This is a genomic window from Sphingopyxis terrae subsp. terrae NBRC 15098, from assembly GCF_001598815.1.
Lineage (GTDB): Bacteria > Pseudomonadota > Alphaproteobacteria > Sphingomonadales > Sphingomonadaceae > Sphingopyxis > Sphingopyxis terrae.
The window spans coordinates 1-24,218 of sequence record NZ_BCZQ01000032.1 but is presented as its reverse complement, the minus strand read 5'-3'; the positions used below and the strand labels follow the sequence as shown (position 1 = coordinate 24,218).

At 61.6% G+C, this 24,218-nt stretch carries 33 protein-coding genes; 16 read left to right on the top strand and 17 right to left on the bottom strand.

Going from position 1 to position 24,218, the window contains the following annotated elements; genetic code table 11:
• Window positions 1–64 precede the first annotated feature (64 nt).
• The 3 genes from STE01S_RS16635 to STE01S_RS16625 all read right to left on the bottom strand — a co-directional run bounded on the left by STE01S_RS16635 (window position 65) and on the right by STE01S_RS16625 (window position 3,180).
• Complete coding sequence (locus STE01S_RS16635; RefSeq protein WP_017980841.1) at window positions 65–463, bottom strand: VOC family protein; 399 nt, start codon at window positions 461–463, stop codon at window positions 65–67.
• A 51-nt stretch (window positions 464–514) separates the two neighbouring features.
• Window positions 515–1,624 (bottom strand): S-(hydroxymethyl)glutathione dehydrogenase/class III alcohol dehydrogenase, encoded by a 1,110-nt coding sequence (locus STE01S_RS16630; protein WP_017980840.1) that lies wholly within the window; start codon window positions 1,622–1,624, stop codon window positions 515–517.
• Between the two features lie 344 nt (window positions 1,625–1,968).
• Window positions 1,969–3,180, bottom strand: a complete 1,212-nt coding sequence (locus STE01S_RS16625) for a glutathione-independent formaldehyde dehydrogenase (RefSeq protein WP_020486678.1) — start codon at window positions 3,178–3,180, stop codon at window positions 1,969–1,971.
• Between the two features lie 402 nt (window positions 3,181–3,582).
• Between STE01S_RS16625 and STE01S_RS16620 the strand changes: the two genes are divergently transcribed.
• On the top strand, window positions 3,583–4,257 hold the full coding sequence (locus STE01S_RS16620; RefSeq protein WP_024310570.1) for an SDR family NAD(P)-dependent oxidoreductase: 675 nt from the start codon (window positions 3,583–3,585) through the stop codon (window positions 4,255–4,257).
• A gap of 44 nt (window positions 4,258–4,301) precedes the next feature.
• Here the strand turns inward: STE01S_RS16620 and STE01S_RS16615 are convergent, their stop codons facing one another.
• Window positions 4,302–5,222, bottom strand: a complete 921-nt coding sequence (locus STE01S_RS16615) for a LysR family transcriptional regulator (RefSeq protein WP_017980837.1) — start codon at window positions 5,220–5,222, stop codon at window positions 4,302–4,304.
• 265 nt (window positions 5,223–5,487) lie between these two features.
• A complete protein-coding gene (locus STE01S_RS16610) occupies window positions 5,488–5,778 on the bottom strand; it encodes a metal/formaldehyde-sensitive transcriptional repressor (protein ID WP_017980836.1) in 291 nt (96 codons plus the stop codon).
• A gap of 324 nt (window positions 5,779–6,102) precedes the next feature.
• Between STE01S_RS16610 and STE01S_RS16605 the strand changes: the two genes are divergently transcribed.
• The 6 genes from STE01S_RS16605 (at window position 6,103) to STE01S_RS20475 (ending at window position 10,545) form a co-directional block, all read left to right on the top strand.
• On the top strand, window positions 6,103–7,515 hold the full coding sequence (locus tag STE01S_RS16605; protein ID WP_169863546.1) for a cytochrome ubiquinol oxidase subunit I: 1,413 nt from the start codon (window positions 6,103–6,105) through the stop codon (window positions 7,513–7,515).
• On the top strand, window positions 7,512–8,522 hold the full coding sequence (gene cydB, locus STE01S_RS16600) for a cytochrome d ubiquinol oxidase subunit II (RefSeq protein WP_017980834.1): 1,011 nt from the start codon (window positions 7,512–7,514) through the stop codon (window positions 8,520–8,522). The genes STE01S_RS16605 and cydB overlap by 4 nt, the downstream gene beginning before the upstream one ends.
• A complete protein-coding gene (locus STE01S_RS19800; protein WP_017980833.1) occupies window positions 8,522–8,638 on the top strand; it encodes a DUF2474 domain-containing protein in 117 nt (38 codons plus the stop codon). Before cydB ends, STE01S_RS19800 begins: the two co-directional genes overlap by 1 nt.
• A 67-nt stretch (window positions 8,639–8,705) precedes the next feature.
• Window positions 8,706–9,602 (top strand): bestrophin family protein, encoded by an 897-nt coding sequence (locus tag STE01S_RS16595; protein WP_017980832.1) that lies wholly within the window; start codon window positions 8,706–8,708, stop codon window positions 9,600–9,602.
• Window positions 9,603–9,729: 127 nt separating this feature from the next.
• On the top strand, window positions 9,730–9,993 hold the full coding sequence (locus STE01S_RS16590) for a DksA/TraR family C4-type zinc finger protein (RefSeq protein ID WP_024310576.1): 264 nt from the start codon (window positions 9,730–9,732) through the stop codon (window positions 9,991–9,993).
• Window positions 9,994–10,281: 288 nt separating this feature from the next.
• On the top strand, window positions 10,282–10,545 hold the full coding sequence (locus STE01S_RS20475; RefSeq protein WP_062069418.1) for a hypothetical protein: 264 nt from the start codon (window positions 10,282–10,284) through the stop codon (window positions 10,543–10,545).
• Window positions 10,546–10,586: 41 nt separating this feature from the next.
• Here STE01S_RS20475 and STE01S_RS16585 read toward each other — a convergent pair whose 3' ends face one another.
• Genes STE01S_RS16585 through STE01S_RS16575 form a run of 3 tightly spaced genes read right to left on the bottom strand, consistent with a single transcriptional unit; the run spans window position 10,587 to window position 13,500 of the window.
• On the bottom strand, window positions 10,587–11,474 hold the full coding sequence (locus tag STE01S_RS16585) for a hypothetical protein (RefSeq protein ID WP_017980906.1): 888 nt from the start codon (window positions 11,472–11,474) through the stop codon (window positions 10,587–10,589).
• Entirely contained in the window at window positions 11,471–12,895 is a 1,425-nt protein-coding gene (locus tag STE01S_RS16580) for a relaxase/mobilization nuclease domain-containing protein (RefSeq protein ID WP_029721116.1), read from the bottom strand. The genes STE01S_RS16585 and STE01S_RS16580 overlap by 4 nt, the downstream gene beginning before the upstream one ends.
• Complete coding sequence (locus STE01S_RS16575; protein ID WP_234781588.1) at window positions 12,892–13,500, bottom strand: hypothetical protein; 609 nt, start codon at window positions 13,498–13,500, stop codon at window positions 12,892–12,894. The genes STE01S_RS16580 and STE01S_RS16575 overlap by 4 nt, the downstream gene beginning before the upstream one ends.
• A 317-nt stretch (window positions 13,501–13,817) precedes the next feature.
• On the opposite strand from STE01S_RS16575, the gene STE01S_RS16570 reads away from it, so the two are divergent.
• Together STE01S_RS16570 and STE01S_RS16565 are read left to right on the top strand one after the other, a co-directional pair.
• Entirely contained in the window at window positions 13,818–14,084 is a 267-nt protein-coding gene (locus STE01S_RS16570; protein WP_017980903.1) for a hypothetical protein, read from the top strand.
• 25 nt (window positions 14,085–14,109) lie between these two features.
• Window positions 14,110–14,298 (top strand): hypothetical protein, encoded by a 189-nt coding sequence (locus tag STE01S_RS16565; protein WP_017980902.1) that lies wholly within the window; start codon window positions 14,110–14,112, stop codon window positions 14,296–14,298.
• Window positions 14,299–14,360: 62 nt separating this feature from the next.
• Here the strand turns inward: STE01S_RS16565 and STE01S_RS16560 are convergent, their stop codons facing one another.
• From STE01S_RS16560 to STE01S_RS16545, 4 genes are all read right to left on the bottom strand, one after another.
• Window positions 14,361–14,714, bottom strand: coding sequence for a hypothetical protein (locus STE01S_RS16560; protein ID WP_017980901.1), 354 nt, complete (start codon window positions 14,712–14,714; stop codon window positions 14,361–14,363).
• Complete coding sequence (locus tag STE01S_RS16555) at window positions 14,711–15,394, bottom strand: ParA family protein (protein WP_017980900.1); 684 nt, start codon at window positions 15,392–15,394, stop codon at window positions 14,711–14,713. Before STE01S_RS16555 ends, STE01S_RS16560 begins: the two co-directional genes overlap by 4 nt.
• Before the next feature lie 241 nt (window positions 15,395–15,635).
• Window positions 15,636–15,971, bottom strand: a complete 336-nt coding sequence (locus STE01S_RS16550; protein ID WP_017980899.1) for a single-stranded DNA-binding protein — start codon at window positions 15,969–15,971, stop codon at window positions 15,636–15,638.
• 267 nt (window positions 15,972–16,238) lie between these two features.
• Complete coding sequence (locus STE01S_RS16545; protein WP_231292105.1) at window positions 16,239–17,048, bottom strand: recombinase family protein; 810 nt, start codon at window positions 17,046–17,048, stop codon at window positions 16,239–16,241.
• A gap of 167 nt (window positions 17,049–17,215) precedes the next feature.
• Here STE01S_RS16545 and STE01S_RS16535 point away from each other — a divergent pair, with 167 nt between their 5' ends.
• The 6 genes from STE01S_RS16535 to STE01S_RS16505 all read left to right on the top strand — a co-directional run bounded on the left by STE01S_RS16535 (window position 17,216) and on the right by STE01S_RS16505 (window position 20,418).
• A complete protein-coding gene (locus tag STE01S_RS16535) occupies window positions 17,216–17,605 on the top strand; it encodes a hypothetical protein (RefSeq protein WP_017980896.1) in 390 nt (129 codons plus the stop codon).
• Between the two features lie 11 nt (window positions 17,606–17,616).
• On the top strand, window positions 17,617–17,880 hold the full coding sequence (locus STE01S_RS16530; protein WP_017980895.1) for a hypothetical protein: 264 nt from the start codon (window positions 17,617–17,619) through the stop codon (window positions 17,878–17,880).
• A 235-nt stretch (window positions 17,881–18,115) separates the two neighbouring features.
• Entirely contained in the window at window positions 18,116–18,313 is a 198-nt protein-coding gene (locus tag STE01S_RS16520) for a hypothetical protein (RefSeq protein ID WP_017980894.1), read from the top strand.
• The gene (locus tag STE01S_RS16515) at window positions 18,314–18,604 is read left to right on the top strand and encodes a hypothetical protein (protein WP_017980893.1); all 291 of its coding nucleotides are present in this window, start codon (window positions 18,314–18,316) and stop codon (window positions 18,602–18,604) included.
• Window positions 18,605–18,708: 104 nt separating this feature from the next.
• Complete coding sequence (locus tag STE01S_RS16510; protein WP_017980892.1) at window positions 18,709–19,146, top strand: LexA family protein; 438 nt, start codon at window positions 18,709–18,711, stop codon at window positions 19,144–19,146.
• A 9-nt stretch (window positions 19,147–19,155) separates the two neighbouring features.
• On the top strand, window positions 19,156–20,418 hold the full coding sequence (locus tag STE01S_RS16505) for a Y-family DNA polymerase (protein ID WP_017980891.1): 1,263 nt from the start codon (window positions 19,156–19,158) through the stop codon (window positions 20,416–20,418).
• 30 nt (window positions 20,419–20,448) lie between these two features.
• On the opposite strand, the gene STE01S_RS16500 is transcribed toward STE01S_RS16505, so the two are convergent.
• Window positions 20,449–20,826, bottom strand: a complete 378-nt coding sequence (locus STE01S_RS16500; protein WP_017980890.1) for a hypothetical protein — start codon at window positions 20,824–20,826, stop codon at window positions 20,449–20,451.
• A 424-nt stretch (window positions 20,827–21,250) separates the two neighbouring features.
• Between STE01S_RS16500 and STE01S_RS16490 the strand changes: the two genes are divergently transcribed.
• Window positions 21,251–21,592, top strand: coding sequence for a hypothetical protein (locus tag STE01S_RS16490; RefSeq protein WP_017980888.1), 342 nt, complete (start codon window positions 21,251–21,253; stop codon window positions 21,590–21,592).
• 13 nt (window positions 21,593–21,605) lie between these two features.
• Here STE01S_RS16490 and STE01S_RS16485 read toward each other — a convergent pair whose 3' ends face one another.
• The 4 genes from STE01S_RS16485 to STE01S_RS16470 form a co-directional block, all read right to left on the bottom strand.
• The gene (locus STE01S_RS16485) at window positions 21,606–22,661 is read right to left on the bottom strand and encodes a Fic family protein (protein ID WP_017980887.1); all 1,056 of its coding nucleotides are present in this window, start codon (window positions 22,659–22,661) and stop codon (window positions 21,606–21,608) included.
• Window positions 22,654–22,878 carry an antitoxin VbhA family protein gene (locus tag STE01S_RS16480; RefSeq protein ID WP_017980886.1) on the bottom strand — a complete coding sequence of 75 codons (225 nt, stop codon included), beginning with the start codon at window positions 22,876–22,878 and terminating at the stop codon, window positions 22,654–22,656. Before STE01S_RS16480 ends, STE01S_RS16485 begins: the two co-directional genes overlap by 8 nt.
• 141 nt (window positions 22,879–23,019) lie before the next feature.
• Window positions 23,020–23,952: a hypothetical protein gene (locus STE01S_RS20870; protein ID WP_017980885.1), complete on the bottom strand. Its 933-nt coding sequence runs from the start codon at window positions 23,950–23,952 to the stop codon at window positions 23,020–23,022.
• A 56-nt stretch (window positions 23,953–24,008) separates the two neighbouring features.
• Window positions 24,009–24,218, bottom strand: a 210-nt coding sequence (locus STE01S_RS16470) for a zincin-like metallopeptidase domain-containing protein (protein ID WP_255266000.1), incomplete at its 5' end; no start/stop codon positions are given.

Here is a 24,218-nt window from a genome sequence, read left to right as displayed (position 1 = left end):
CGCCTGTTCCAGCGCCGGCGACAGCCAGTCATAGGGTTGCCGGTATCGCCCTCACCTTCCGGCTTTAGATGAAGGTGTACGAGCAGACCTTGTTGCCCGCCGGATCGCGCAGATAGGCCGCATAGGCACCCGGCAGGTGGCCCCGCGGGCCGGGCTGGCCCTCGTCGGTGCCACCAGCGGCGAGGCCGGCCGCGTGGAAAGCGTCCACTTCGGCGGGCGTCGCGGCGGCGAAGCCGACCGTCACGCCGTTGCTGGAGGGCGCTTCGCCATTGCCGGGACGGGCAATGATGAAAGCAGGCTTTTCGCGGCCGTAGAGCACCCAACCATTGCCGAAGGGGCCGAGGTTCTTGACGCCCAGGGCGCCCAGAGCGGCGTCGTAGAACGCTGCCGACTGCTCGACATCGGCCGCGCCGATGAAGACGTGCGAGAACACGCCGTTGCCGGAGATAACGGGATCAGCCATGATATTCTTCCTTGAGGTTAACTATTGAAATTGAAGGTTAGAGTTGAGGGATCAGTAGTGGATCACGGTGCGGATCGACTTGCCTTCGTGCATCAGATCGAAGGCTTCGTTGATCTCATCGAGACCCATGGTGTGGGTGACGAAGGGCGCCAGATCGATTTCACCCTTCATGGCGTCCTCGACCATGCCGGGAAGCTGGGTCCGTCCCTTGACACCGCCAAAGGCCGACCCCTTCCAGACCCGGCCCGTGACGAGCTGGAACGGACGGGTGGAGATTTCCTGGCCCGCGCCAGCGACGCCGATGACGATCGACTGGCCCCAGCCACGATGCGCGGATTCCAGCGCGGCCCGCATGACATGGACGTTACCGATGCACTCGAACGTGTGGTCGATGCCCCACCCGGTCATCTCGATCAGCACTTGCTGGATCGGCTTGTCATAGTCCTTGGGGTTGATGCAGTCGGTCGCGCCGAACTGACGCGCCAGCTCGAACTTCGTCGGGTTGGTGTCGATCGCGATGATGCGTCCTGCCTTGGCCTGACGCGCGCCCTGGATCGCGGCGAGACCGATGCCGCCCAGACCGAACACGGCAACCGAGTCACCCGGCTGCACCTTGGCGGTGTTGTGGACCGCGCCGATGCCGGTGGTGACGCCGCAGCCCAGAAGGCAGACATGCTCGGGGTTCGCTTCGGGGTTGATCTTGGCGAGCGAGACTTCGGCGACGACGGTGTATTCGCTGAACGTCGAGCAGCCCATATAGTGATAGAGGGGCTGGCCGTTGTAGGAGAAGCGCGTGGTGCCGTCGGGCATCAGGCCCTTGCCCTGCGTTTCGCGAACCGCGACGCACAGGTTGGTCTTGCCGGACAGGCAGAACTCGCACTTGCCGCACTCGGCGGTGTAGAGCGGAATGACGTGATCGCCCGGCTTGACGCTGGTGACGCCCTCGCCGACCTCGACGACGATGCCCGCGCCCTCATGGCCGAGAACGACCGGGAAAATGCCCTCCGGATCGTTGCCGGACAGCGTGAAAGCGTCGGTGTGGCATACCCCGGTATGCGTGACTTTGATGAGCACTTCACCTTTCTGGGGCGGTGCGACATCGATCTCGACGATTTCGAGCGGCTTGCCTGCCTCGAAGGCTACGGCGGCGCGAGATTTCATGTTTGGATCTCCCTCTTTTCTAGAACCGGACCGCCGGTTGCGAGTCCCCGTTTCGATATCTCGATTCGGAGCCAAGCATACTGGCTGGGAGTATGTATAAGATACTCCTAGCCAGTATGCAAGAGGGATAATGTCTGAGGGTGGTGAAAGCGCCCGACAGGGCGTTACGGCTTCGGAAAAGCGCAGCGCCATGGCTGATGCTGCGTTCCAGAAGGGGGCGGCTTGCCGATCCGGGGGGGTGTTAGATCGACAAGCCGGAAGGGGGTGTGCGTGCGGCAAGCAGTCCGCCCCCAACGGCTCAGAATGCCCCCCGACATGACCGGGGGGCATTCCGGGTTAGATGGTCAGGCCGCCACAGAGCCGTGCGGATCGATGACGTACTTGAACGCCGATCCGTCATCGAACTCCTTGTAGGCCGCCGGCGCGTCCTCCAGCTTGATGATCTTCGTGTTCATCATCGGAGTCAGATAGGGCATCCGATCGTTCAGGATGGCCCGCATGAGGGCGTGGTTGTAATTGGCCGTCGGCGACTGGCCTGCCGACATCCGCGGCGACTTGATCCAGCCACTGGCCCAATCGACTTCCATGCTGCCCTTCTTGTTGTCCCGATTCTTGGAGATCGGATTGGGGCAATATACGCCGACCGTGCTGGTCATCCCGCCGAAGCGGACATATTTCAGCAGGGCGTTGGTGACGGCGTTCTCGACGATCTGGTCGGACTCCGCCCCGAACCCGCGACAGTCGAGGCCCACATAGTCGATGACGCGATCGGCCTCGCGCTTGCCGGTGATCCGCTCCAGATGATCTTCGATCGGAATGCCGTCCGACAGGTTGATGGTCTCGACGCCGTGCGGCTTGAGCAGATCGAGCCGCTCCTGAATGAAGTCGGCGACGATGATGGCGCCGGCACCGAGGAGCTTCGCACAGGCGGCGCCCGCGCGGCCGACAGGCCCCGCGCCGAAGATCAGCACATTCTCGCCGACGATATAGGCCGGTTGCGCCGGCCAGTCGGGAGCGGCGAACCCGTGGAACGCGGTCGGCAACACGTCCGAAAGGAGCGTCAGATCACGGATCTTCGCCATGGCCGCGTCCTTGTCGGGGAAAGCCAGCAGATTGAAGTCTGCATAGGGCACGAACAGGTAATCCCCCTGCCCCCCGGTCCATCCACCCAGGTTAAAGCCATAGGCGCCGCAGTCGACTTCGGGGTTGGTGTGCTCGCACACGTCCGAGCGCATGTGCTTGCAGTTGTAGCAGCGTCCGCAGCCGACGTTAAAGGGAACGGACACGATATCGCCGACCTTGATATATTCGACGTCGGAGCCGACCTCGATCACCTCGCCGGTCATTTCGTGGCCCATCGTCATCCCCTTGGGGACTTCAAACGAACCTCGGTAGATGTGAAGGTCGCTGCCGCAGATGTTCGTGGTGACGATCTTGAGAATGGCGCCGTGGGGAGCTTTTTTGCCCTGTGGAGTAATCAGCTCCGGGAATTTGAAGGTGTTGACCTTCATTTCCATCGGTTTCTCGAAGGTTACGATCCGGTTGCCTGTAGCCATCAGATATCTCCTGCGTTTTTTCACGCCCCCCCAAGTATTGACGAGAGTAGGACTTGACACGGATCAACATGCCGCACCGAATTAATTCAGCGCAGCATAGTAGTGTCGTTGCCAGTCTCATCATTACCGTCTTGGCAGAATGGCGGCGCTTCTCCTTCGGAGCAAACTCGAAGATTCTATCCCAAGATCGGAAATTCCTATGACCAAGCTACAGGAGAATGACTGCCGCAATGCAACAAGATGATATATCATATTCCATTGCAGCAAGCATAATGTTTCTGGAAGACAAGGCGCAGTTGAAGTCTATCAGGGTGACGCCCTATGCGCCCGTTCTCTGGACTTGAGTTGTGTTGGCGCAATGGTGCCGGTCTCTCTATCATCCTCTGACAGAAAGGAGTTCTTATGAAACGCGCTATTGTAACAGGAGGATCGGGGCTAATCGGTCAGGCTATATGTTCCGCCTTATTGGATGAAGGTTGGGAGGTGGCATCCTTCGATTTGAAGGAAGGAGCGATCGGTCAACAGATCCATTGCGATCTTGCCAGCGAAGAGTCCGTAGCCGAGGCTTTTCGTGCCCTTGGCTGGGATCGACTGGACTTGCTCGTCAACAATGGTGGGCTTGTTTACGACACATTCATGCAGCTCGGTGACACCTCGCTCGACCAGTGGAACAGCACCATTGGCAGCCATCTGACCGGGGCCTTTCTGATGTCGCGAGCGGCATTGCCCCTGCTCACCGATGGCAGTTCGATTGTCATGATGGCTTCCACCCGCGCGTTGATGTCCCAAGGCATCGACTTTGCCTATGCCGCTGCGAAAGGTGGCATGGTGGCACTCGCGCAGGCGCTGGCGGTGCAACTTGGCGCCAAAATCCGGGTCAATACAATCGCACCTGGTTGGATCACCAATGACACGAATCTGCGCGCCGAGGACGAGGCGCAGCATCCGGTTGGCCGGGTCGGTCGCCCCCAGGACATTGCCGAGGCCGTGCTATATCTGGCGTCCGCCGGCTTTGTTACCGGGCAAACGCTTGTGGTCGACGGCGGGATGACCAAGAAAATGATCTACGTCGAATAGTGGGTCGCGCGACCGTTCATGCTGCGATAGCACGGCATGAACGGTCAGCCCCCTTCGGGTTGGAACTGGCGGTACAGGTCCAGAGCGGCCTCTATCGAGGCCATTGTCTCGGGTGCGCGGACTATTTCGAACAGCGCGGCTGTGGGTGTCGATTTCACCCCATTTCTGGGCATGGCCAATCCAACAGCGGCATCTGCGCCCTCACCTGCGACTTCAACCGCCCGAATGTCGGAAATCCGAGCAAAATAGGTTGCGAGAGATTGCGGAAGGACGGTGGCATATCGCCCACTTGCGATATGGGCAGCGAGAACATCGACATTGTTGGTCCTGATCGACTTTGCGGCACGGTGCCCGAGTCTAGAACGCGCGGCTTTGGGTAGCGCGCAGTCCAAGATGCACAAAGGCAGCTCGGCGACATGATCCCATGAAACCTGTCGCGGGAGCGGGTCGCCGGATGCCTGGAAAACGACGATCCGCTCCCGGTAGAGAAGGTGCGTGTCAAAGTCCTCCTCAGATATGTCTTCGAGATAGACCAGCGCCATGTCCATTTCATGCGTCAGCAAGGCTTTGGTCAGCGACGAGGTTTGCGCTGTGCAAATGCACTGTTCGAGGAGCGGCATCCTTTCAGCGAGGGCAAGGCTGAGGATCGATGCCATGATCGACGTGGCCGACAGCACGCCCAGGCGAATTTGACCTTCCAGCCCACGTTTCTGGGCCGAAAGGTCGCGCTCCAGCCCCTCGCAGTTGCTCTCGATCTTCTTCGCCCAGGCCAGCACAGTCTCACCTTCCGATGTGAGTCCGTCATAACGCCGGCCATGCCGCACGATCTCCACACCCAAGTCCTGTTCGAGCTGCTTGATGCCGGCGGAAAGCGTGGGCTGCGACACGTTGCAGCTCTTGGCTGCCCTACCGAAATGGCCTTCCTGATCGAGCGCAATCAGATATCCGAAATTCTTGACGATCATAACGTGTTCTCATCCAGTTGCGATTTTCCAGTGGAACCACAAATTGCAGTCCCGCAATCAAGTTATGATGCCGGTGGCACGCGAAGCTGAATGAAAATACCAAAGCATGGAACTGGAAAAATGTAGATACGCCGCTTAGGGCGATCTATGAAAATACCAACCCATAAGTCGTACCACGCGAAAATTGGGCGCACCGTCATTATATTGCCGATCGGTAAAAAATTGTTCTTATAAATCTATATACAGGTACTGCGGTTTCTAAGACCTACTTAAGATAGGTTCGCAATATCCGCATTATACCCTCCATGTCGTCGTCGAATGGGCTGGCTCCATTTTCCCCATGCGCGCCGTTGGCGGGGCCGAAGGTCTCACGGAGATGGCCTTCCATCACTTCTGCCATCAACCCGTTGGTGGCGCCCCGCATCGCCACAATCTGTTGGAGCAAAGGGGCGCAATCCGTTCCGGCCTCGATCGCGCGTTCAAGCGCTTCCGCCTGCCCCTTGATGCGACGCAGGCGTGTTATGGCCCGCTTCTTCTCTTCTGGTGAATGTGGCATCGCGCTTTCCTGACTGTTGATATGCACATACTATACAGGGGGGGAGTTTCAACCCTATCCTGTGCCTTGCGCCGCGCTGACACCTCAAATTTCGGCCGAAGCGAGCCTGAACCTTCCCCTACGCCTCCAGAAACATCGAACGCCAGACCTGGGTTCCTACCCCCTTGATACTGGTGGGGAGTATGATATATTGCCGGCCCGATCGGATCGCTGCACCAAAGGAAATGGCGCGCGTCCGGCCCCCAAGCCCTGTGTTCGAATCGCAAAGCCTCTGCAGAGGACAATCGGACGAACATCGGCGGGACAAAACAGGGAGGAATGTTGGTGATTGAGAATCTCGATCCGGTAATCCTGGCCCGGGCGCAATTCGCGTTCACGGTCTCATTCCACTTCATCTTCCCGGCCTTCTCCATCGGCACGGCAAGCTATCTCATGGTGCTTGAAGGGTTGTGGTTGAAGACCGGCAGCGGTGTGTATGCGAACCTCTATCGCTACTGGCTCAAGATCTTCGCCGTCGCGTTCGGCATGGGTGTGGTCTCGGGCGTGGTGATGTCCTACCAGTTCGGGACGAACTGGTCGGTATTTTCGGCCAAGGCCGGTCCGGTCATCGGCCCGCTCATGGCCTATGAGGTTCTGACCGCGTTCTTCCTTGAAGCCGGTTTCCTTGGCGTGATGCTGTTCGGCATCAACAAGGTAGGCAGGGGCCCGCATTTTTTCGCGACCTGCATGGTCGCCGTCGGGACGCTCATCTCGGCGACCTGGATCATTTCCGTGAATAGCTGGATGCAGACGCCGGCAGGCTATGCGATCAATGCCAAGGGCCAGTTCGTGCCCGCAGGTTCGTGGCTTCCGATCATCTTCAACGCGAGCTTTCCCTATCGCCTCGTCCATACCGTCATCGGCGCCTACCTGACCACGGCAATGGTCGTCGGGGCCGTAGGAGCATGGCACCTTCTGCGCGACCGCGCGAATCCCGGCGCGCGCAAGATGTTCTCCATGGCGATGTGGATGGCGGCGCTTGTGGCGCCGATCCAGATTCTCGCGGGCGATCAGCACGGCCTCAACACGCTTGAGCATCAGCCGACAAAAGTTCTCGCGATGGAAGGTCATTATGAGGCCAGCCCCGAGGGCGCTTCGCTCATCCTTTTCGGCCTCCCGAGCAACAAGGATGCGGTGGTCCACGGCAAGATCGAAATCCCCTATCTGGGATCGCTGATCCTCAAGCACGATCCCAAAGCGCCCCTCCCCGGCCTCAACGACTTCCCGCGCGATCGCTGGCCGCCCACGCCGATCGTCTTCTGGTCGTTTCGGATCATGGTGGCGATGGGCCTCGCCATGCTTGGGTTGGGCCTCTGGAGCCTGCTCGCCCGCTGGCGCGGCAAGCTCTATGACTGGCGCTGGCTGCACCGCGCCGCTCTCGCGCTTGGTCCGTCAGGCTTTGTCGCGGTCATAGCAGGATGGGTGACGACGGAAGTAGGCCGACAGCCCTTCACCGTATACGGCCTGCTGCGAACCGCGGAGTCCCACTCCCCCCTGGCCGCTCCGGCTGTCGCGGCGTCCCTCGTCGCTTTCATCCTCGTCTATTTCGGCGCGTTCGGGGCCGGCACCTATTATTTGCTCCGGATGATGGCAAAGCCGCCCGCAGCCGGTGAACCGGAACCGTCCAAGGTGCCGCAACGCGCGGCGGGCATCACGCCGGCAAGCGGCGTCGTGGCATCAACCGGACGGGAGGCATGAACGTGGAGCACCTCGATCTCACCATAATCTGGGCCGGTATCATCGGCTTTGCTGTCTTCGCCTATGTCGTGATGGACGGGTTCGATCTGGGGATCGGCATCCTCTTTCCGAACCTTTCGGTCGGAGGAGAGCGCGATCAGGCAATGAACTCGATCGCGCCGGTCTGGGATGGCAATGAAACATGGCTCGTGCTGGGCGGAGGCGGTCTCTTCGCGGCCTTTCCTCTTGCCTACGCCATCATCCTTCCCGCGACCTACCCGCTCATCATCGCGATGTTGCTCGGTCTCGTGTTTCGCGGGGTCGCATTCGAGTTTCGCTGGCGAGATCCGCGCCATCGTCCCTTCTGGGATGTCGCCTTCAGCTTTGGGTCCGTTCTCGCGGCGTTCTCGCAGGGGATCACGCTGGGCGCGATCCTGCAAGGCGTGCGGGTCGAGGCCGATGCCTATGCAGGGGGATGGCTGGATTGGTTGAGCGCGTTCAGCCTCTTGACCGGCGCGGCAGTCGTGATCGGATATGCGCTTCTAGGCGCGGCCTGGCTGGTCTGGAAAACCGAAGGGCCGGGCCAGGAACGCGCCCGTCGACTGGCATTTTGGCTCGGCGGGGCGACGCTACTCGCGCTTTTCGCCGTCAGTGCGGCGACGCCGTTCCTGACCTATGACTATTGGCGACGCTGGTTTGCGATGCCCGGCGTGCTTCTCACCGCGCAGGTTCCTCTGCTGGTGGCGATCTGCGCTGCAACCTTCTTCTGGAGCCTGAAGCGCGGCGCGGAGCGCCTGCCCTTCATTATGGCGCTTGGCCTGTTCTTTCTCGGTTTCGTTGGGCTGGGGATCAGTATCTACCCCTATGTTGTTCCCCGCGCCGTCACGATCTGGGATGCAGCCGCTCCCCCGCAAAGCCAGCTCTTCATGCTGGCGGGTGCGGCCGTCATCATTCCGATCATTCTCGGCTATACCGCGTGGGCCTATTGGGTGTTCCGCGGTAAGGTCGGCACGCATGGGTATCATTGATGGACGAGCCTAAACCTCTCGGTCGACGGCTCGCCTGGATGGTCTTAATCTGGGCGGCCAGCGTTTTGGCGCTGGGGGCTGTCGCGCAGGTCATTCGCTTCATCCTCAAACCCTGACGGCAGCTCGTTTCGACGAGCTGCCGATGGAAATGCTGGCAAACAGGCGAAGGACATTCCACGGAATATGATCGTTCGATCGCAACCGAGCTTCCAAGATATCATTTTCACCGTGCATGGCTCGATCCTGCCGCGCATCGCACGGAGGCTGGCGGCGATCGCGGTCGTCAGTGTGATCGCCATCCTGGCCGCCCAAGCCCATCCCGGCATTTTCGCGCGGATTTCGACGATCCCTTTCACCCTGATCGGTATCGCGCTCTCGATCTTCATGAGCTTCCGCAACAATGCCTGCTATGCGCGATGGTGGGAGGGGCGGCAGCTTTGGGGCGAGCTAATTATCTCGGCCCGTTCGTTCGCGCGCGAGACATCGCTTCTCCCTGACGAGGATCGGCGCGCGTTGCTCCATAGCATATGTGGCTTTGCCTGCGGCCTCACCGCACGCCTTCGCGGCGAGGATGAAATCGCCGCCATTGCGCCGTGGGTCGATATCGGCCCGGCGACAAAGAGCCCGAACGTCACGAACCTCGTGCTCGATCGTATGGGGCGCAGGCTGCTCGAGCTAAAGCAGACTGGCGTCATTACGCCGATTCACTATGCCGTCGTGGCAGAAGACATGCGATCCTTCGGCAAGGTTCAGGGCGCTTGTGAGCGGATATCCACGACGCCCGTGCCGTTCGCCTATTCTCTGCTGCTCCATCGCACCGCACTTATCTTTTGCGTGATGCTTCCCTTCGCGCTCGCAGGATCACTCGACTGGTGGACGCTCCTGCCGGTGCTCCTCACCGCCTATACCTTTTTCGGCCTCGATGCGCTGGGTCACGAGCTGGAAGACCCGTTCGGCGTCGAGCCAAACTGTCTGCCGCTGTATGCGATGAAGCGGACAATCGAGCGGGATATGTTGTCGCTGCTTGGCGAAGAGGATCTACCCCCGCCACTGGAACCCCATAAATCTGTCCTGAGCTAAATTTGCACACTCCTTGATACTGGTAGGGAGTACCCTATATTCGGGTGCTGTGCTGGATAGTCGCGTGCTTGGCCCATGCGCCCCCGACTATCTGACCCCCAAGGTCAAAATCGAGGAGCTTGTGGCGATGGCAAATGGATGGGCACCCGATAGTGCGGTGCAGGACCAGATTGATGCAACGATCATGGACGCGGTTTTCGCCGCCCGATCGCGTCTGCCTTCCGGCGAGGGTAGCACCGACTGCGAGGTGTGCGGCGACGAAATCCCGGCGAAACGCCGCACGGCCATACCCGGCGTAAGAACCTGTGTCGCCTGTCAAAGCGAACGCGATAAGCGCCCGACCTTCACCGGCATCAATCGCCGGGGCAGCAAGGACAGCCAGTTGCGCTAATTGCGCTAGGGGGCGGCCAACCACGTTATTCGAGCGCCGCTTTAGCGGCGCTTGGGATGAAGGGGGCGCCGCCCCCCTCTGGACAAGGGCTGGACCGTCTCCGCGCGGGCGCGCTCCGCTTGGCGATCGGGGCGGTCTCCCCACCCTTCCGCGCCTGCGGCTTGTGCAGGGCGGGCGATCCCCCTCCCCCCCGATCGGCCCCATTTGCCCATTCACCCCCCGCTCTCGGCGAGGGCCAGAAGTCGATGTGAGCCATCGCCTTCGGCTCTATTCCAGAAAGGGACAATAATGGGTGTTACGAGTTTTCCTGCCGGCCTGCCCAATGTCGGCTATTCCATGCAGGCAGCCGCGATAGCGAGCGCGCTTGTCGAACGTGAGAACGCTGCCGACAACCGAGCAAAGCTGCGAGAGTGGCTAGATAGGATTGAAGGCCCCTTCCAACCCCTGTGGATCGACTTGGACGAAGGCCGGCATTTTGCCGAATTTCTGACCAACATGGTACGTGTAGGATCAGGTCTTGAGCCAGGCTCGTGCGAAGATCGTGTGCCGTAGCCGAAGCTCGACCACTCAAGCTGACAACCGCGAGGAGGCCCCTAGCGCCGCCTGCTGTTATCGGCCTCGATCGCGCTCGACCGCTCGCCGGCGTTCGTCTCCCGCCCTCTTGGAAGCGACGGGCGCTCGCCCGCCTCGATCCGATCGCCCAACTCGCCATGCAGCGCCGCCAGCTCGGCCGAAAGCTGCGCCTCGCCGATCGTCCCTTCGCGCTCGCGCTCTGCCTTGGCGAAAAGGTCCAGCGTCGGGGCAAGCTCGGCCTCCGCGAACAGTGCGACGCTTGGGCCAGCGCGCCACACCCGCGCTAGATCCTCCGAACGCGCCTTGCGCGCTTGCGAGGACCGATCTTGCGCTACCGTGCCGTGCGGCAACGCCGGCAACGCATCGCCGCGGCCATCGATCTCCGCGCGGGTGAGTGCCGCGAGCTGATAGCGCAGCACCCGCGCCTCGGGCGTGTCGGTGGGCGATGGTTCATATTGGCGGCTCAAGACATCGACCAGCTCGGCCGTGCCGGCGCTCTTGATCGTGCGCCGCCATTCCACCAGGGCGCGGCCCTCTGCGACATGATCGGGGGGTTGAAGGAGCATGAAGCGTTCGAGCAACGGATCATCCGCCACCTCGACGGGCAGAGGCATCCGGTTGCCCATAGCTGCGGCATAGGCGAACGCGGCAACCTCGGCCGTCTTCGCAAAGCCCGCGCGGTTCACGTCGCGGTCCTCGATCAACCGCCCAAGGATCGTCTCCAACACCGGCACCAAGTCCGTAACGCCCGCCTGACCGGCGTCGATCGTGTCGAGCCGATGGAGAATGTCCTTGTGCGTCGCCTCAATCCGCGCGTTGCTCTTCGCGATCGTGTCGAGCTGGCCCTGCACCATCGTAAGGGCGTCCAGCACAGCCGCCATGATGACGTCGTTGCCTTCCGTGGTCATCGCCGTGGTCCATCCTTATCGCGTGCCCGATCGCGCTCGCGTTGCTCTCGATCCCGCTCCTGGGTCTGTCGCATGATGTCATCCGCCTTGCCAGGCTCCGGCGCCGGAGCCGACCGACTGGCCTCGTCCATCAGCGAGCGCAGACGATCCGATACACCAGAAGGACGCTCGGCATTTGCGCCGCTCTGCGGCTGCTCGCGCGCCGACAAGTCGCTCTTGCCCGCCTCGATCTGCTCGCGCATCGCCTTCGCCCGCGCGAGCGCAGCGGCAACCGGATCTAGCGCCGGGGTCACACCTCCGTCGCGACCAGGCTGAGATGGAGCATCGCGCTCGCCCCTCGCCAATCGATCCGCCCGCACCGAATTGGGTTCCGGCGCCGGCATGGAAGCGACGAATTTCTCAAGGCTCTTGGCGATCGCCTGATCGGCGAGCGAGGGGGACGATGACAGCTCCGCAATCGACCGCTCATAGGCCGTCAACACCGTCGCCCGCTGATTGGCAAGGACAGCGTTCACCGGATCGGGAATGCCTCGGTCGCGGAAGCTCCGCGCGCGTTCGGCACGGCTTTTGTCCACGCGCGGAACCTGCCCCTTCTCCCGCACTTTCTTCGCCGCGATCGGCTCATGCTTCGGGTCGATGCCCCGCGCTCTCGCAGGAGTGGCGTTCGCCTCAATACCTCGATCTCGCAGCTTCGCCGCAAACCGCTGCCGATAGCGAAAGAGGTCATCGCGGCTCGGATGGAAACGGCGGCCATCATGATCGCGGCGCGCGAAAGTGAGGTGAACGTGGGGATGGTCGCGATCGACATGGAGCGACGCCACCCATGATCGGTTCGCAAACTCTTCGCGTGCGAAGTCCAGCGCCGCCTCTCTCAACCGCTCGGGATCGGTGCCCGCAGGCATGGAAAGGATCATGGAAATGGACGTAGCGCCCTTGCGACGCGCATCATCTCCCATCTCCCATTCCTGCCAATCCTGGGCAAGAATTTGCATGTCCTTCCCGTCGTGGAGAATGTCGCCATCACTCGTATAGAGCGGCACTTGCTTCTCCGCTCCATGCCCAAGGCGGCTGATATAAGAAAAGTTTGCGAGGACGTGCCCACCGCCATGTTGACGTCCCGTGATACGGACCATCACCTCTGGCGATCGTCGCGCGGTGCGATCCATCGCCGCGATTGCACGCCCGCTGACGCCCGCATGTGAGCCTGTTCCAAAGGCGTGTTTCGTCTGCGAGCTGGGACGGAACGCCGTCCCCGAATGCGACGATTTCGGAACCATAGCGGCGAGCGCAAAGACAAGTATCGCGTCACCCGACTTCGCACTCTTGCCCTTTCCGCCACCTGATCCCATCCGATACTTCTTGGGAGGCGCATAGACGCCCGCCATGGAATCGAGCGTGCCGGGGGAGAGCCGGAAACTCACTTCCCGGCATCCTTAAATGCCCCGGTCCAATAGCCCACTTCGCCCCCAACATATGAGGACAGCTCTCGCCGCGTTGCGAACAGAAGGGCCTTCAGGTCCGCGCAGGTTTCCAGGAACGGTTCGGCGATCCGGGCCAGGTTAAGCGTGCTCTCCGGCTGATTGGCCGCGTTCATCGCATGGACGGCTTGGTTGATGTTTCGGCCTATCGCCAGCACCTGCTTACGTACCTTACCGATCTCTGTCTGTGTAACCGGCGCGAGACGAAGCATCCCAGCTTTGTCCCAAAGCTGCCATCGTAGCGCTCGCTTGATCCATTCATTGCGGGTGAGACGTAGCGGCGTACCAATCCTGTCAATTGCCTCGATCTCGCTGCGATGGAGGCGCACCGTCACGCGAACCTGATCGTCAGGATGTCCCCGTCCCTCCTCTACGCCGATTGGAAGATCATCGTTCTCGGGAGAAAGCGCTGCCCGCGAAAGGACGTTCGCGATCCACGCACTGCGGGTTTGCCCATTTGCGGAAGCGATGCGGTCGATCTCGGCGATCAGCTCTTCCTTCAAACGCAGACTTACCATCATCCCTACAGCCCCGTGCAGCGGCACCACATCAGCCAATGTATTACATTGGTGCCATGTGGCATATCCTGCCATACCTAAACCTTGCTTCTACCTACCCCTCGAACCTCCATTTCTCAAGCCCAAACCGATAAAGACGTGGAGGAGGAGGTGCCTGTTTTCGGCGCCCTTCCCTCCCCTCGCCACCTCGGCCCACGGCGAGGCTTCATCAATCAAGCTGTGCGCCTTTGGCGCGCGTCATTCGTTTAGTTTTTTGCGACCGAGAGCATAACACACATCTGGCTTTCTCAACCCTCATTCGGCATGATCCGGCCGTCAAATCCTGCCATCGCAATCGGAGTAACCTCATGGCTCGCACATCTTCCAAGCCCGATCTTGCCAGCATCAAGGAGCGTCGTGAAAAGCTCCAAGCCGAGTTGGCCGAACTAGATGCGCAGGAGAAGGCCGCTGAGGCTGCGGCTCGGGATGCTGGCAGGCCCACTCTCATTTCTGCCCTCGACAAGATCAAGATCGCAGCCATGGAAAAGGCGGAGGCAAAAGCCATTGCAACGGCAATCTCGCAGCATGGCGCTAAGGCCGTAGCCGCTCATCTGGCATCATTGACTGCGGCCTAAGATCCATCGGAAGGAACATTCGCGGATGAAGAATCGACGCAAGCCGAAACCCCTCTCCTTCGCCGATCATCTTGGCGATCTGCCCGCAATGCTCACTGACCCGGTGCCTTTTGGCGTCGCACGTCCGCTCCGATCGGACGTGAAGCTATCCGACCTCCTGACTGCGGGCGACATCACCGAAGTCACACCGATGGAATCCGACAGGACGACATGACCCGAGGTTTCGCGGGCATCATATCCGGTTGCGATGGTCTCTTTGTCCGACGATCGCAGCCGTCACCGTTCGCCCCGCCTATTCCCCTCCACGATGGCCCGGAAGTCCTCGATCGACTTCCAATAGGCTTGGTGGCCTTTCTCCTCGGTGTAGGCGATAAACCACTCGATCAGCTCCTCCGGTCCCTTCACATAGACCGTCGCCGTAGGCTGGGCGACGCGCTTCCGGCGAAGCACACCCCTGCCCTGACCGCGATCCGTAAATCCCACCCGCTCGGCTCGGTCCATCGCCTCGCGTTCCCTCATAGGGTCGTTGACGATCGGCCCCTTGGGCATCCCGCCAAGGTCCAGTTTGGCGGGTGCGGCACCCTCCTCCTTTGGTTTCTCGCCGCTCTTGCTGAAACCGAAGTCGGTCATGCGGGATACTCCTCTCGCAGCGCAGCCACGACGGATTGCGCCAACTCGCCAGCGTTCTTGATCGCGTTCTCGACCTGTTGCCCGGAGCCCTTATCCAGCTCGGATAGCAGCAACCCGAACTCGAAAATGTCGCGATAGGCTGCGCGCTCAACGAGCGACGTATCGAGTAATGGCAGCTCGGCCGCGTTGATAGCATCGACGATCCGCTTGGCCGTTTTGGTCGCGATGGCTGCGTTCGTTCGGCTCCTGACAAGGCGGAACGGGATGCTCCTTCGCAGCGCTTCCTCCTCCTCTTTGATCGCCCTGACGGCTTGCGCCGCCAGCTCCGCATCGATCGGAGAAAGATTGAACGGCACGAGGACCATGTGCGACCGCGCCAGCGCCCGCGAGGTCATCTGCGAAGCTGATCCCTCAAGGTCCACGATGACGAACTCGTCTTCGTTCGAAACGCGGTCGATGGTGCTAATCATTTCCGCCTGGGTCGGCCTTGGGATCACGCGATAGGGCAAATCCCTCCCCGCCCTCTCCCGCTTCTGTGCCCACTTTTCGATGATGGCGTTGGGATCAGCGTCAATAACGGTGACGCGCGCCCCGTTTGTCGCGAGCGTGTCAGCAAGGACAAGCGCGAGCGTCGTCTTGCCGGCACCGCCCTTCGGATTGCCTATCGAGATAACCGCCATCTTCGACCCTTCACTAATCGATCAATCCTAAAGCGATCCAATCGAAAGCCATTGGATTTCGACAGTGATTGCGAACGGCAATCTAAAGCCTGTCACAAGGCATGTCCATTGCCTTTCGCCAGCCTTGCGATTTACATTGGATAGCGCAAGCCACTCGCACGCCTTGCGATTGCCTTTAGATTGCTAAATGGAAATCCTTTTAGCAATCGAGCGGGGCGGGCTCTGCCGCCCCGCATCGACCTTAATCCTCGCCGTCATCCTCGGCAGGCTTGCCGTTATAGGCGAGGGTGGCGAAGGCGTCGGCGATCAGGTCCACGCCATAGACCGTCTCGCCCTGACGATCATACTGCGTCTGACGGACCCGGCCCGTGATGTGTACCAAGTCGCCGGAGCCCATCTTCTGAACGCGCTCGATGCCCTTGCCGAAGACGGTGACGCGGTTCCAGTGGGTATCGTCCTGCCACTCACCATTGACCTTGCGGCCATAGTTAGCGGCGACGTTGATATAAGCCACCTTGTCCAGAACCTCGATGCGACCGACGCGACCGATGATGCGAAATTCAGCGATGTTCCTCATAATGCCATTCCTTCATACGTCGTTGCTGACGCACTTTTCCGGGGCGGCACCCCTGACGCGGGCAAGCTGAAAAACGGAGGGTCCGCTTGCGGAAACCGTAGGCGCGCAGCGCCGGTTTTCTGCTTGGGGCGCAGACCGAACCCGCATTAGGCAGGGATAGACGCCCAGGTGCGTCAGACAGCAACGCCGTGAAGGAAGCTCGGCGCTGGAACTCGATCGCCACGCAGACAGGCAGACCCGTCGATTGGGTGGATTAGATGACGACCATCACGCCGCTTTCTTGGCCCTCTCGGTCTGACGGGGAGGGGAGGGGAGGGCTGCCAGCTCGCCTCCCTGTGCGGCCTTGTCCTTGTCGAGCCGTTTATAGATGGCCTGACGGCTTACGCCCAACAGCTTCGCGACAGCCGCTGCGCCCATGTTCGTCGGCTCGGCCATCAAGGTCTTGGCCTGCGTCCATTGCTCGTCGCCGATCAATGCGGGACGGCCGAGTTTCTTGCCTGCGCGGCGCGCCGACTGGAGGCCGGCATTCGTGCGCTCCCGGATCACGTCCCGCTCGAACTGAGCGAAGGCACCAACCATATGGAAGAAGAGACGCCCTGCCGGCGTCACCGTCTCGATCTGCTCTGTGAGCGATCGAAACCCTACGTCCAGCCCCGCAAGCAATTCCAGCTCACCAATCAGAGCGGGGAGGGACCGACCAAGGCGGTCCAGTCGCCACACCATGATCTCGTCACCGGCACGCACCTGGCGCAACATATCTCCGTATGCGGGTTTAAGGACCATCGACCCGCTGATGCCCTTGTCCTCAAAGATGGCCTCCGCACCCGCCGCGCGGAGCGCGTCGATCTGTAGGGCTAGGTTCTGTTCGCCAGTGCTGACACGGGCATATCCGAGTTTCATAATCGGCCCTTTGTGATATACTCGCTTTGTTCTGATCGGCGTCGGAATCGCTGTCAACCAAATGTGCAATTTTTTGTATTTAGTTGACAGCCGCAAATTCGCCAGTTTTTGTGCGCTGCACAATCCCTGAAAATGCTGGAGATTCTTTTTAGCGCAGGGTTCGTGGTTGTCAGTCAACTAAACCACCGTTTTGTTGACATCATGTCGCCCTTGCAAGCAGCCGTCTTTGCCACCTTGAGGGAGGGCCATCCGGGAGACGCTCGGCTCTTCGGATTGAAAGAAGCCACAATGAGCATAGACTATCTAGGGTATGGTGCGGACGGCATGGTTTGGAGCAATATCCTATGGTGAGGGCGGACAAGACCAAAGCAGTCAGAATCATCGACCACTTCGTACTCGGCGGGTTCCTTGTCTGCGAGAATCCGTTCAGCGCCGCGCACCAGCTCCAGCTCCGCGTCCGTTTCAACGCCTTGGACAGCCGCGTATCTCAGGCGTGGTCGCGTACTGTTATGGCAATGCCTGGCGCCATTATAGCGGCATTGGCAGCGGGACCAATCTATCGGGGGGTGGGCCTTCCGCATGATGCGATTTTGCCGATGGTGCGGCTCGCGGCCTCTTTCCCATTTCTCGTCCTTGCCTTCGGCATCGCGATCGGCGTGCCGGCCTATTGGAAGCGCCGTGGTTTGCAGCAGGAAGCCGCCCGCCTAGAGATGCGGAAACGCTCTCGGAATTGAGAGGAAAGCACATGCCAAGCCTGCATCGTCCGATCGACGATCGCGATCTTTCCAATTACCCCCTCAAGCGGATCGTGATCGAGCTGCAGGCGCCCAAGACTGCAACGGTGAACGACATGCTGCAAGATCTGGATGAGATCGCGGACCGGCTCCGAAATGGGGAGACCGATTTCGCCGCGGAGGCGCTGTTCGGCTACCGGGTCGCTGTGGGGGAGGGCGTGGCGGCTCTCTTCCATGAAAGCGCGGGTAGCAGCGAAGCCGCATCGTCCTCTTGAGTATGCACAGCGCTCAATCCCGCTCCGACATCATTCTTCGCTACGCGCAGTCCATGACTGCTTGCTTCGGAGCCCGCGCCGGTGAGGTGGCGGCCTTACAGCGCGACCAAGCCCAGGCCATTGATCCTCAAGCTCAGCGAACATGGGCGGCGATCTGCGTTGCATTGGGGCAGGGTCCAATGCTCAGGGTTGCAGACTAGCTTACAATCAATCCGACGCCTGCTAGAAGGCGGCCATGCCCAAAGACCGGACCAAATGGCGCGCCGATCGCGGATCGCGCGCACTCAAGCGCATCGCTGAAATCGAGACCTCGATCACGGTGCTCACCGATGACGATCTGCTGGACCTCGCCGACATATTTTCGGGCGGCGATAGCGCGATCGGTGAGATCGCCGCCTTGGAAATGGCGAAGCGCAATATCAGCCTTGGATAAATGGTCGCCAACTTCAACAGGCTGGACGATCTCCGCCTAGCATCCATGAACGTGAAAGCGGAGTGTGGGAATTGCGGCCATGTCGGCATTGTCGATGGGCCGAAACTTTGGCGATGGTTCGCCATTCATCGTTGGGATGCGACGATGACCAAAGTCGCCGATCACATGCGTTGCAGCGTCTGCCGGCGTCACCCGACCATGCTGACGCCTACCGAAACGTCCCCGTCGATGGACTTCGGCCCGTGCAGCGAGGCCGAATGGAAAGCGGTCGTGGCGCGCCTGCGGAGGTAAAGGAAAGCGACGCGATTGTGGAAAAGCGACGAACCGCCAACAAGGCGTGTTCCCAATATGTTCCTATGCGCGTTATGAGGGAGCAAGAGACAGGGATTCTGAACATGATGCTGCCGACCGCGCAGCCGGTCCCGCTCGCCGATATGGCGCCGGGGCTCCGGCTTAGGCCGATCGGCGTTGCGGGAGCTGGCTTTCCAAGTCCCGCCCAGGATTGGGAAGAGGACGCCATCAACCTGGCCGAACTGCTGAGGCTCAACCGGGCCGGCAGTTTTGTCTTCCGTATCGACGGGTCCAGCATGGTCGATGCCGGCATCGCGGATCGCGACGTGGTTGTGGTCGATCGCGATGTGACCCCGCGAAGCGGGGACATCGTGATTGCGATCGTCGCGGGCGGATTCGTCTGCCGCCAGCTCGTCTATCGAGGCCGCGTGCCGTATCTGGAGGCACGCAACAGCCGCCAGAGCTACCCGGAACAGATGGCGGACGATCAGACGGAGATATGGGGCGTGGTGCGCGCCGGTGTCCGCGACTACCAGCGGTAGGCGCGGCCGATGACCTACGCGATCGTCGATATCGCAAACTTCTACGTCAGCTCTGAAAGGGTATTCGATCCCAGGCTGCGCCGTGTGCCGGTCGTCGTCCTGTCCAACAACGACGGCTGCGCGATAGCGCGGAGCGAGGAGGCCAAGGCCCTCCATATCAAGATGGGCGAGCCGTTTTTCAAAATCCGCGACATCATCAAGCGACACGGAATCGAGGTCCGATCATCCAACTACGAACTCTATGCCGACATGAACCGTCGCTTCAACGCGGTGATCGCGGAGCATAGCGACATCGTGGAGATCTACTCGATCGACGAAAGCTTCTACCGTCTCCCCGTCCTGCCGAATGGGTTGGGTGACGTGGCTGCGGCGCACAGGTTGCGCGAGGCCATCGCCCGCACCACAGGGCTTCCCACCCGCATCGGGCTCGGCCCGACGCGGGCCTTGTCCAAGGTCGCGAACGCGCTCGCCAAGGCCACGGAAAAGGTGTGGGGCGGTGTCGTGGATCTCCATGACAAGGAGCTACGCGCGCGCCTCTTCGCCGAGTGGCCGGTCCATGAGGTCTGGGGCGTCGCAAAAGCGCTTTCCGTTCGCCTTCATCCCCTTGGGGTCCGCACAGCGGCCGATCTGGCGGCTCTTCCTCCGGCCGTCGCGCGCGATGTCGGCACGGTCGTTCTGGAACGCCTCGTGCGCGAACTGAACGGTATCGAGTGCGACGATTTCAAGCCCGAGCCGGAGGCGAGCAAGGCGACGGCCGTCACGCGCCAGTTTGGCGCGCCTGTCACCGATCTCGCCGAGCTGCGCGAGGCAATGGTGCGGCGCGCGGTGCGCGCGGCCGAGAAGATACGGCACCAGGCCCTCATGGCGACGCGCCTGATCGTATTCGCCCACGGCTCGCGCTACCGACCCAACCCGCCATCTGCGAGCCGTCAGACGCGCTTGTCGCCGCCCAGCAACGATCCGCGCATCATCGCCGGACTCGCCGGCAAGATGATGGAGGCAATGTATCAGCCGGGGGGTGTCTATACGAAGTGCGGCGTGCTGCTGGAGGAGCTGGTGCCGGAAGGCGCGGGGCAAGGCGATCTTTTCGCCGTCGCCGATCCTCGCGCGCCCGCCCTGCTTGCGGCGATGGATGGCCTCAATGATCGCTATGGGCGCGGCACGGTCCAGCTCGCTGCGCAAGGCTTTGGCGCGCGAGGATTCGATACCAAGCGCAGCCATAAGAGCCCGTCGTGGACGACGGACATCAATCAGATACCGATAGCGAGGTAACGTCGCGATGGGGATAAGCAAAATGGAGGATTAGGCTCCACTCGATTCCTGCTCTGGCTGATATTCCCCCAAAATGACTTCCTGTTCATCGGGCCTCTGCGGCTGCCGAACCATGATGATTTTCCCGTCCCGACAGGAAGGGATCGGCTGTTCCCGCTGCCGGACCCAGTTGGCCTGCTTTTCCTCTGCCAAGGCACATGCTTCGTCATAGGAGTCGGCGACGCCAAGGGCGGAGCTTCTGTCATGCGCTCCGCCATTGAGGCAACGCACGTCGATGCGACCGTCAGGGCGGGTCCGGCCAAAGGGATGGTCCCACCACGCATCCAGTTCTGCCTTGCTGCGCTGGTCGTTGGATGTCTCGTCAAAGCCCGCCCGCAAAGCCGGATCGAGCGGGATTCTGTTTGGCATCTTAGTCGCCTTTACGATGGTTCGACGTCGTTTTGTCTCGGTCCTGGTGGCCTGTCCTCTTCTACCCACGCGAAGCGAGTGAGGGGAGAGGGCAAAAGACTACCTGCGGAACAACGTGGAGGGAAGGCCGGGGATACCGCCCGATCGCCAAGGGAGGCAGCGGAACGCGGCCGAGACGGTCCAGCCCCTGCACAGAGGGAGCGACGACCCCTTGTTGCCGGCGACGCCAAAGCGGCGCTCGATCATCGCGGCTGAAGGCCGGACAGCTCGACCAGCGCGGGCCTGGTCGTAGCGTAGCGCAGCGAAGACCAAGCCCGCGCTCGCGGCACCGGCCACGGGGCCGATCTCGATCAGCGCCGCGATCCGCGCAGCGGATCTCGCGTCATTATGGACGCCCATAGCGGGCCTATGTAGAAATGCGGGAATGGCGATCGAACCGCTCTTCCCGCGCTGGGCGCGATCCATCGGCGCCCTCATCGGCTCCAACGCGCTCGCGCGCTCGCAATGCTGTGCCTGCGGGATTCAACAGCGTGTTGATCTGGAAGCCATGGCCGCGAAATTCGGCGGCACCGCAAGCCTAATCGGCCGTGTGGATCGGTGCAGCATCGTCGCTTGCTCCGGGAGCGTGTTCTATATGGCGGCCCGGACCTATGGCCGCGCATGGATCATGCTTGGACAGGCGAGCGAGTGCGAGGAACGGGCGCCAGCTCGCGACGCGCGCGCTCTCGTGCCGCTTGCACAAGCCGGTGCTGATCGGTCCCGGTAGCCGCCTTCAGAGGCTATCTCTCGATATCGTCTCGGCCGTTAGGCCGCATAGGGATGATCGACGGGGAAGGGGCGGAGCGTTGTTGGGCCAGCTCGCGGCCGATGCCGTCGGCGAGCGCAGCAAGGCGATCGAGAGCCGGGGCGCCGGGATCGTGCCGTATCGTGATGTAGCCGCTCTCGATCTGCCCTAGCCGCTCGGAGAGGGCCGCCATATTACCTTCCCGCGCGATCCACTCGCGCCGCTCTATGGCCTGCTGCTCGGTCGCCGCCGGGGCCTTCTGACGCAACACGGCAAGCCTCGCCTCCTCCGCGTTGCGCGCGGCCTGGTTCGCGGCGATCGGCGCGACCGCGCCGATCTCGCGCGCCGCGTCCAGCACCGTCATGCGCCGGTCGTAAGGCTCCTGATCGCGGCCCCGCTCCAAGGACTTGCGAATGATCTCCTGCAAGGGATCATGATGCCGGTAGGTGTGAAGCTGCTGAAGCATCAACACGCCCGCCCGATATTCCTCGGGCGTCTCCAAGCTCAACACCTTCTCTTCGGTGAGGTCGGGATAGCGGAGATTCATAACCGCCACGTCGCGCGCGACATAAAGGTCATCGCGCGACTTGGCGCTGACGTTGGTGGTGCCCCAATCCAGTTCGTGCCCGTTCTCGCGAGCGAGCTGTTCGGTGAAGCTGCGAAGGGTGCGGCTATTCCCTTCGCGGAAGGGGTGGAGATAATCGAGCCGCGCATAGGTCTGCGCCATGGCCTCGGACATCTCCAGCGTGTCGAGGCCGGATAGCGCCTTGCCGCCCTGCAGGGCGGCAAGCGTCGGGCCTAGATGCTGATCCGTCTCGGATCGCAGCGCATACGGCACAACGATGCGGGCGCTGCTCGCTTCTAGCGCGCGCTGCTTGAAGTGGCCCGGTGCATCGGGCCGAAACTCGCCGGGGCCGTGGTGCGGCAAATCCTGAAAGATGCGGCGATGAACCTCGCGCAGATGGTCAACGTCAAACTCGCCCCGAACCGGGTCCAGGGCGAGTTCAACAATGCGCGCATAAGTGCGCGCGGCTTCGTTTTGTTCAACCAAGGCGAGCGGTGTCGGATGCTCCAACCGCGCTGACAAACTCCTCCGTGGTCAGCTCGCCGGCGATGAAACGGGCGTTGATCCGCTCGATCTCATCGGTGAGGATTCCGCCCTCGTAGCGGACGCTGCCACGGGCGAAGCTGACCGCCTTTTCGCGGCGCGCCCGCTCGGCCGCGCTGATGGCGGGACGCGGTGCGGGGAAGGGCGTGTTCGCGTTCATGGCTCGATCCTTTCAACAATCGGGCTGGCACAACGGTCTAGCGGAAATGGGTGAAAAAGGCAAGAAAATCGGCCAATTTGGTCCCGATTTTCGCGGCTTAAGAGGCGACCAAATCGGGGGCGCCGAGCGGATTCGGCCTGCCTATTCGATAGGCTCCAAGTCGCGAATTTCGATAAACACCACCTTTTCGCTGCGTTCGCCTCTTACGGGATCGAGGAAGACATAGGTGTGATCGTCAAAGATCACGCTGCACAGGCGCCAAATGACGCCCTCGCGGCCGAGAACGCGCCGCTCGATGCTGCCATCGACCGACCGCATGGAGTCCTTGACCCGCACGCGCTGCCCGACGCGAAGCCAGTTCGCGGCCGAACGCAAAAGCTTCTCCTTCTCCATGGGCGATAGTGGCTGGCGATCGCCCGGAGGACCAAAGGTTGCAAGCGGATTGCCCTTGATCCGCTCCAGCTTCGCGGCGAGCGTTTCGCGGGGCGGCATCGTAAAGGCGGGACGGCGAGGAAGACGGTGATAGTGGGTGATCGACGGTCCATCGAATAGGTCGGGCTGTACCCCCATCGTCCGCTTGCGAGCCATGTCCTCCCGATATTGGCGACGCCAGATATCATCCTTCGTGGCCGGTGCCGGAGCGACCGCCTCGCGCTCGATCTCAACGATCTCGGCCGCTTCATCGGTGGAGAGTTCCGCCATTGCCGCGTCATCCTCGGCGCTGCCGCGCTCGGGGAGCCGGGTGAGACCCTGCGCGAGCATCACGGCATGAGCCGCGCGCGCGATCTCTTCGATCTCCGCTTCCCGGTGTTTCGATGGAAAACCCACGTCCATCGCAATCGACCAGGCAGAGGTCATGGTGCGATGGTGGGAGGTCAGCTCCTCCCCGGCGCGATTATGGCGGGTCGATGTGTATTCGCAGCGCCACTTGTCGGCTCCCGGCTCTCGGACATAGCGCCCGACGCGCGCGCCGATGGGCAAGGACCGGAGTGCTGGAAAGACGGCCTGCGCCCGCTCGACGGGCAAAAGGGCATCAAGCGCCGCGCGGAATTGCTGGAAGTCGAAGGCGCTCATCTGCCTGTCCTATGGTGACGGGGAGGAGGTGGGCGGCGCTGGGCCGCCCCCCTCGATCACGCTGCGGCGCGCTGGGCCTCGTCCGCGTCCATGGCGGCGAGGATGAAATTGCTGGCGGCCTGTGCTGCGGTCGCGGCCTGAAAGATCGCCCGTTTGTCGTGCCGAAGGGCGCTCAACCAATGGTCGATATAGGCGGCGTGGTCCTCCCGTTCGGTCGGCTCCATGCCAAGGGCGGCGCAAAGGAAGGCGGCCCCGATCTCGGCAAC

What these genes read in the sequence shown, in the direction of transcription:
- STE01S_RS16560 (WP_017980901.1), bottom strand. Translation starts at nt 14,714, where the DNA reads ATGACCGACTTCGGTTTCAGCAAGAGCGGCGAGAAACCAAAGGAGGAG.
- STE01S_RS16535 (WP_017980896.1), top strand. Translation starts at nt 17,216, where the DNA reads ATGGTGAGGGCGGACAAGACCAAAGCAGTCAGAATCATCGACCACTTC.
- STE01S_RS16625 (WP_020486678.1), bottom strand. Translation starts at nt 3,180, where the DNA reads ATGGCTACAGGCAACCGGATCGTAACCTTCGAGAAACCGATGGAAATG.
- STE01S_RS16550 (WP_017980899.1), bottom strand. Translation starts at nt 15,971, where the DNA reads ATGAGGAACATCGCTGAATTTCGCATCATCGGTCGCGTCGGTCGCATC.
- STE01S_RS16590 (WP_024310576.1), top strand. Translation starts at nt 9,730, where the DNA reads ATGGCAAATGGATGGGCACCCGATAGTGCGGTGCAGGACCAGATTGAT.
- STE01S_RS16530 (WP_017980895.1), top strand. Translation starts at nt 17,617, where the DNA reads ATGCCAAGCCTGCATCGTCCGATCGACGATCGCGATCTTTCCAATTAC.
- STE01S_RS16595 (WP_017980832.1), top strand. Translation starts at nt 8,706, where the DNA reads ATGATCGTTCGATCGCAACCGAGCTTCCAAGATATCATTTTCACCGTG.
- STE01S_RS16515 (WP_017980893.1), top strand. Translation starts at nt 18,314, where the DNA reads ATGGTCGCCAACTTCAACAGGCTGGACGATCTCCGCCTAGCATCCATG.
- STE01S_RS16555 (WP_017980900.1), bottom strand. Translation starts at nt 15,394, where the DNA reads ATGGCGGTTATCTCGATAGGCAATCCGAAGGGCGGTGCCGGCAAGACG.
- STE01S_RS16500 (WP_017980890.1), bottom strand. Translation starts at nt 20,826, where the DNA reads ATGCCAAACAGAATCCCGCTCGATCCGGCTTTGCGGGCGGGCTTTGAC.
- STE01S_RS16635 (WP_017980841.1), bottom strand. Translation starts at nt 463, where the DNA reads ATGGCTGATCCCGTTATCTCCGGCAACGGCGTGTTCTCGCACGTCTTC.
- STE01S_RS16480 (WP_017980886.1), bottom strand. Translation starts at nt 22,878, where the DNA reads ATGAACGCGAACACGCCCTTCCCCGCACCGCGTCCCGCCATCAGCGCG.
- STE01S_RS16585 (WP_017980906.1), bottom strand. Translation starts at nt 11,474, where the DNA reads ATGACCACGGAAGGCAACGACGTCATCATGGCGGCTGTGCTGGACGCC.
- cydB (WP_017980834.1), top strand. Translation starts at nt 7,512, where the DNA reads ATGAACGTGGAGCACCTCGATCTCACCATAATCTGGGCCGGTATCATC.
- STE01S_RS16570 (WP_017980903.1), top strand. Translation starts at nt 13,818, where the DNA reads ATGGCTCGCACATCTTCCAAGCCCGATCTTGCCAGCATCAAGGAGCGT.
- STE01S_RS20475 (WP_062069418.1), top strand. Translation starts at nt 10,282, where the DNA reads ATGGGTGTTACGAGTTTTCCTGCCGGCCTGCCCAATGTCGGCTATTCC.
- STE01S_RS16620 (WP_024310570.1), top strand. Translation starts at nt 3,583, where the DNA reads ATGAAACGCGCTATTGTAACAGGAGGATCGGGGCTAATCGGTCAGGCT.
- STE01S_RS16630 (WP_017980840.1), bottom strand. Translation starts at nt 1,624, where the DNA reads ATGAAATCTCGCGCCGCCGTAGCCTTCGAGGCAGGCAAGCCGCTCGAA.
- STE01S_RS16615 (WP_017980837.1), bottom strand. Translation starts at nt 5,222, where the DNA reads ATGATCGTCAAGAATTTCGGATATCTGATTGCGCTCGATCAGGAAGGC.
- STE01S_RS19800 (WP_017980833.1), top strand. Translation starts at nt 8,522, where the DNA reads ATGGACGAGCCTAAACCTCTCGGTCGACGGCTCGCCTGGATGGTCTTA.
- STE01S_RS16490 (WP_017980888.1), top strand. Translation starts at nt 21,251, where the DNA reads ATGGCGATCGAACCGCTCTTCCCGCGCTGGGCGCGATCCATCGGCGCC.
- STE01S_RS16505 (WP_017980891.1), top strand. Translation starts at nt 19,156, where the DNA reads ATGACCTACGCGATCGTCGATATCGCAAACTTCTACGTCAGCTCTGAA.
- STE01S_RS16565 (WP_017980902.1), top strand. Translation starts at nt 14,110, where the DNA reads ATGAAGAATCGACGCAAGCCGAAACCCCTCTCCTTCGCCGATCATCTT.
- STE01S_RS20870 (WP_017980885.1), bottom strand. Translation starts at nt 23,952, where the DNA reads ATGAGCGCCTTCGACTTCCAGCAATTCCGCGCGGCGCTTGATGCCCTT.
- STE01S_RS16510 (WP_017980892.1), top strand. Translation starts at nt 18,709, where the DNA reads ATGATGCTGCCGACCGCGCAGCCGGTCCCGCTCGCCGATATGGCGCCG.
- STE01S_RS16520 (WP_017980894.1), top strand. Translation starts at nt 18,116, where the DNA reads ATGCCCAAAGACCGGACCAAATGGCGCGCCGATCGCGGATCGCGCGCA.
- STE01S_RS16610 (WP_017980836.1), bottom strand. Translation starts at nt 5,778, where the DNA reads ATGCCACATTCACCAGAAGAGAAGAAGCGGGCCATAACACGCCTGCGT.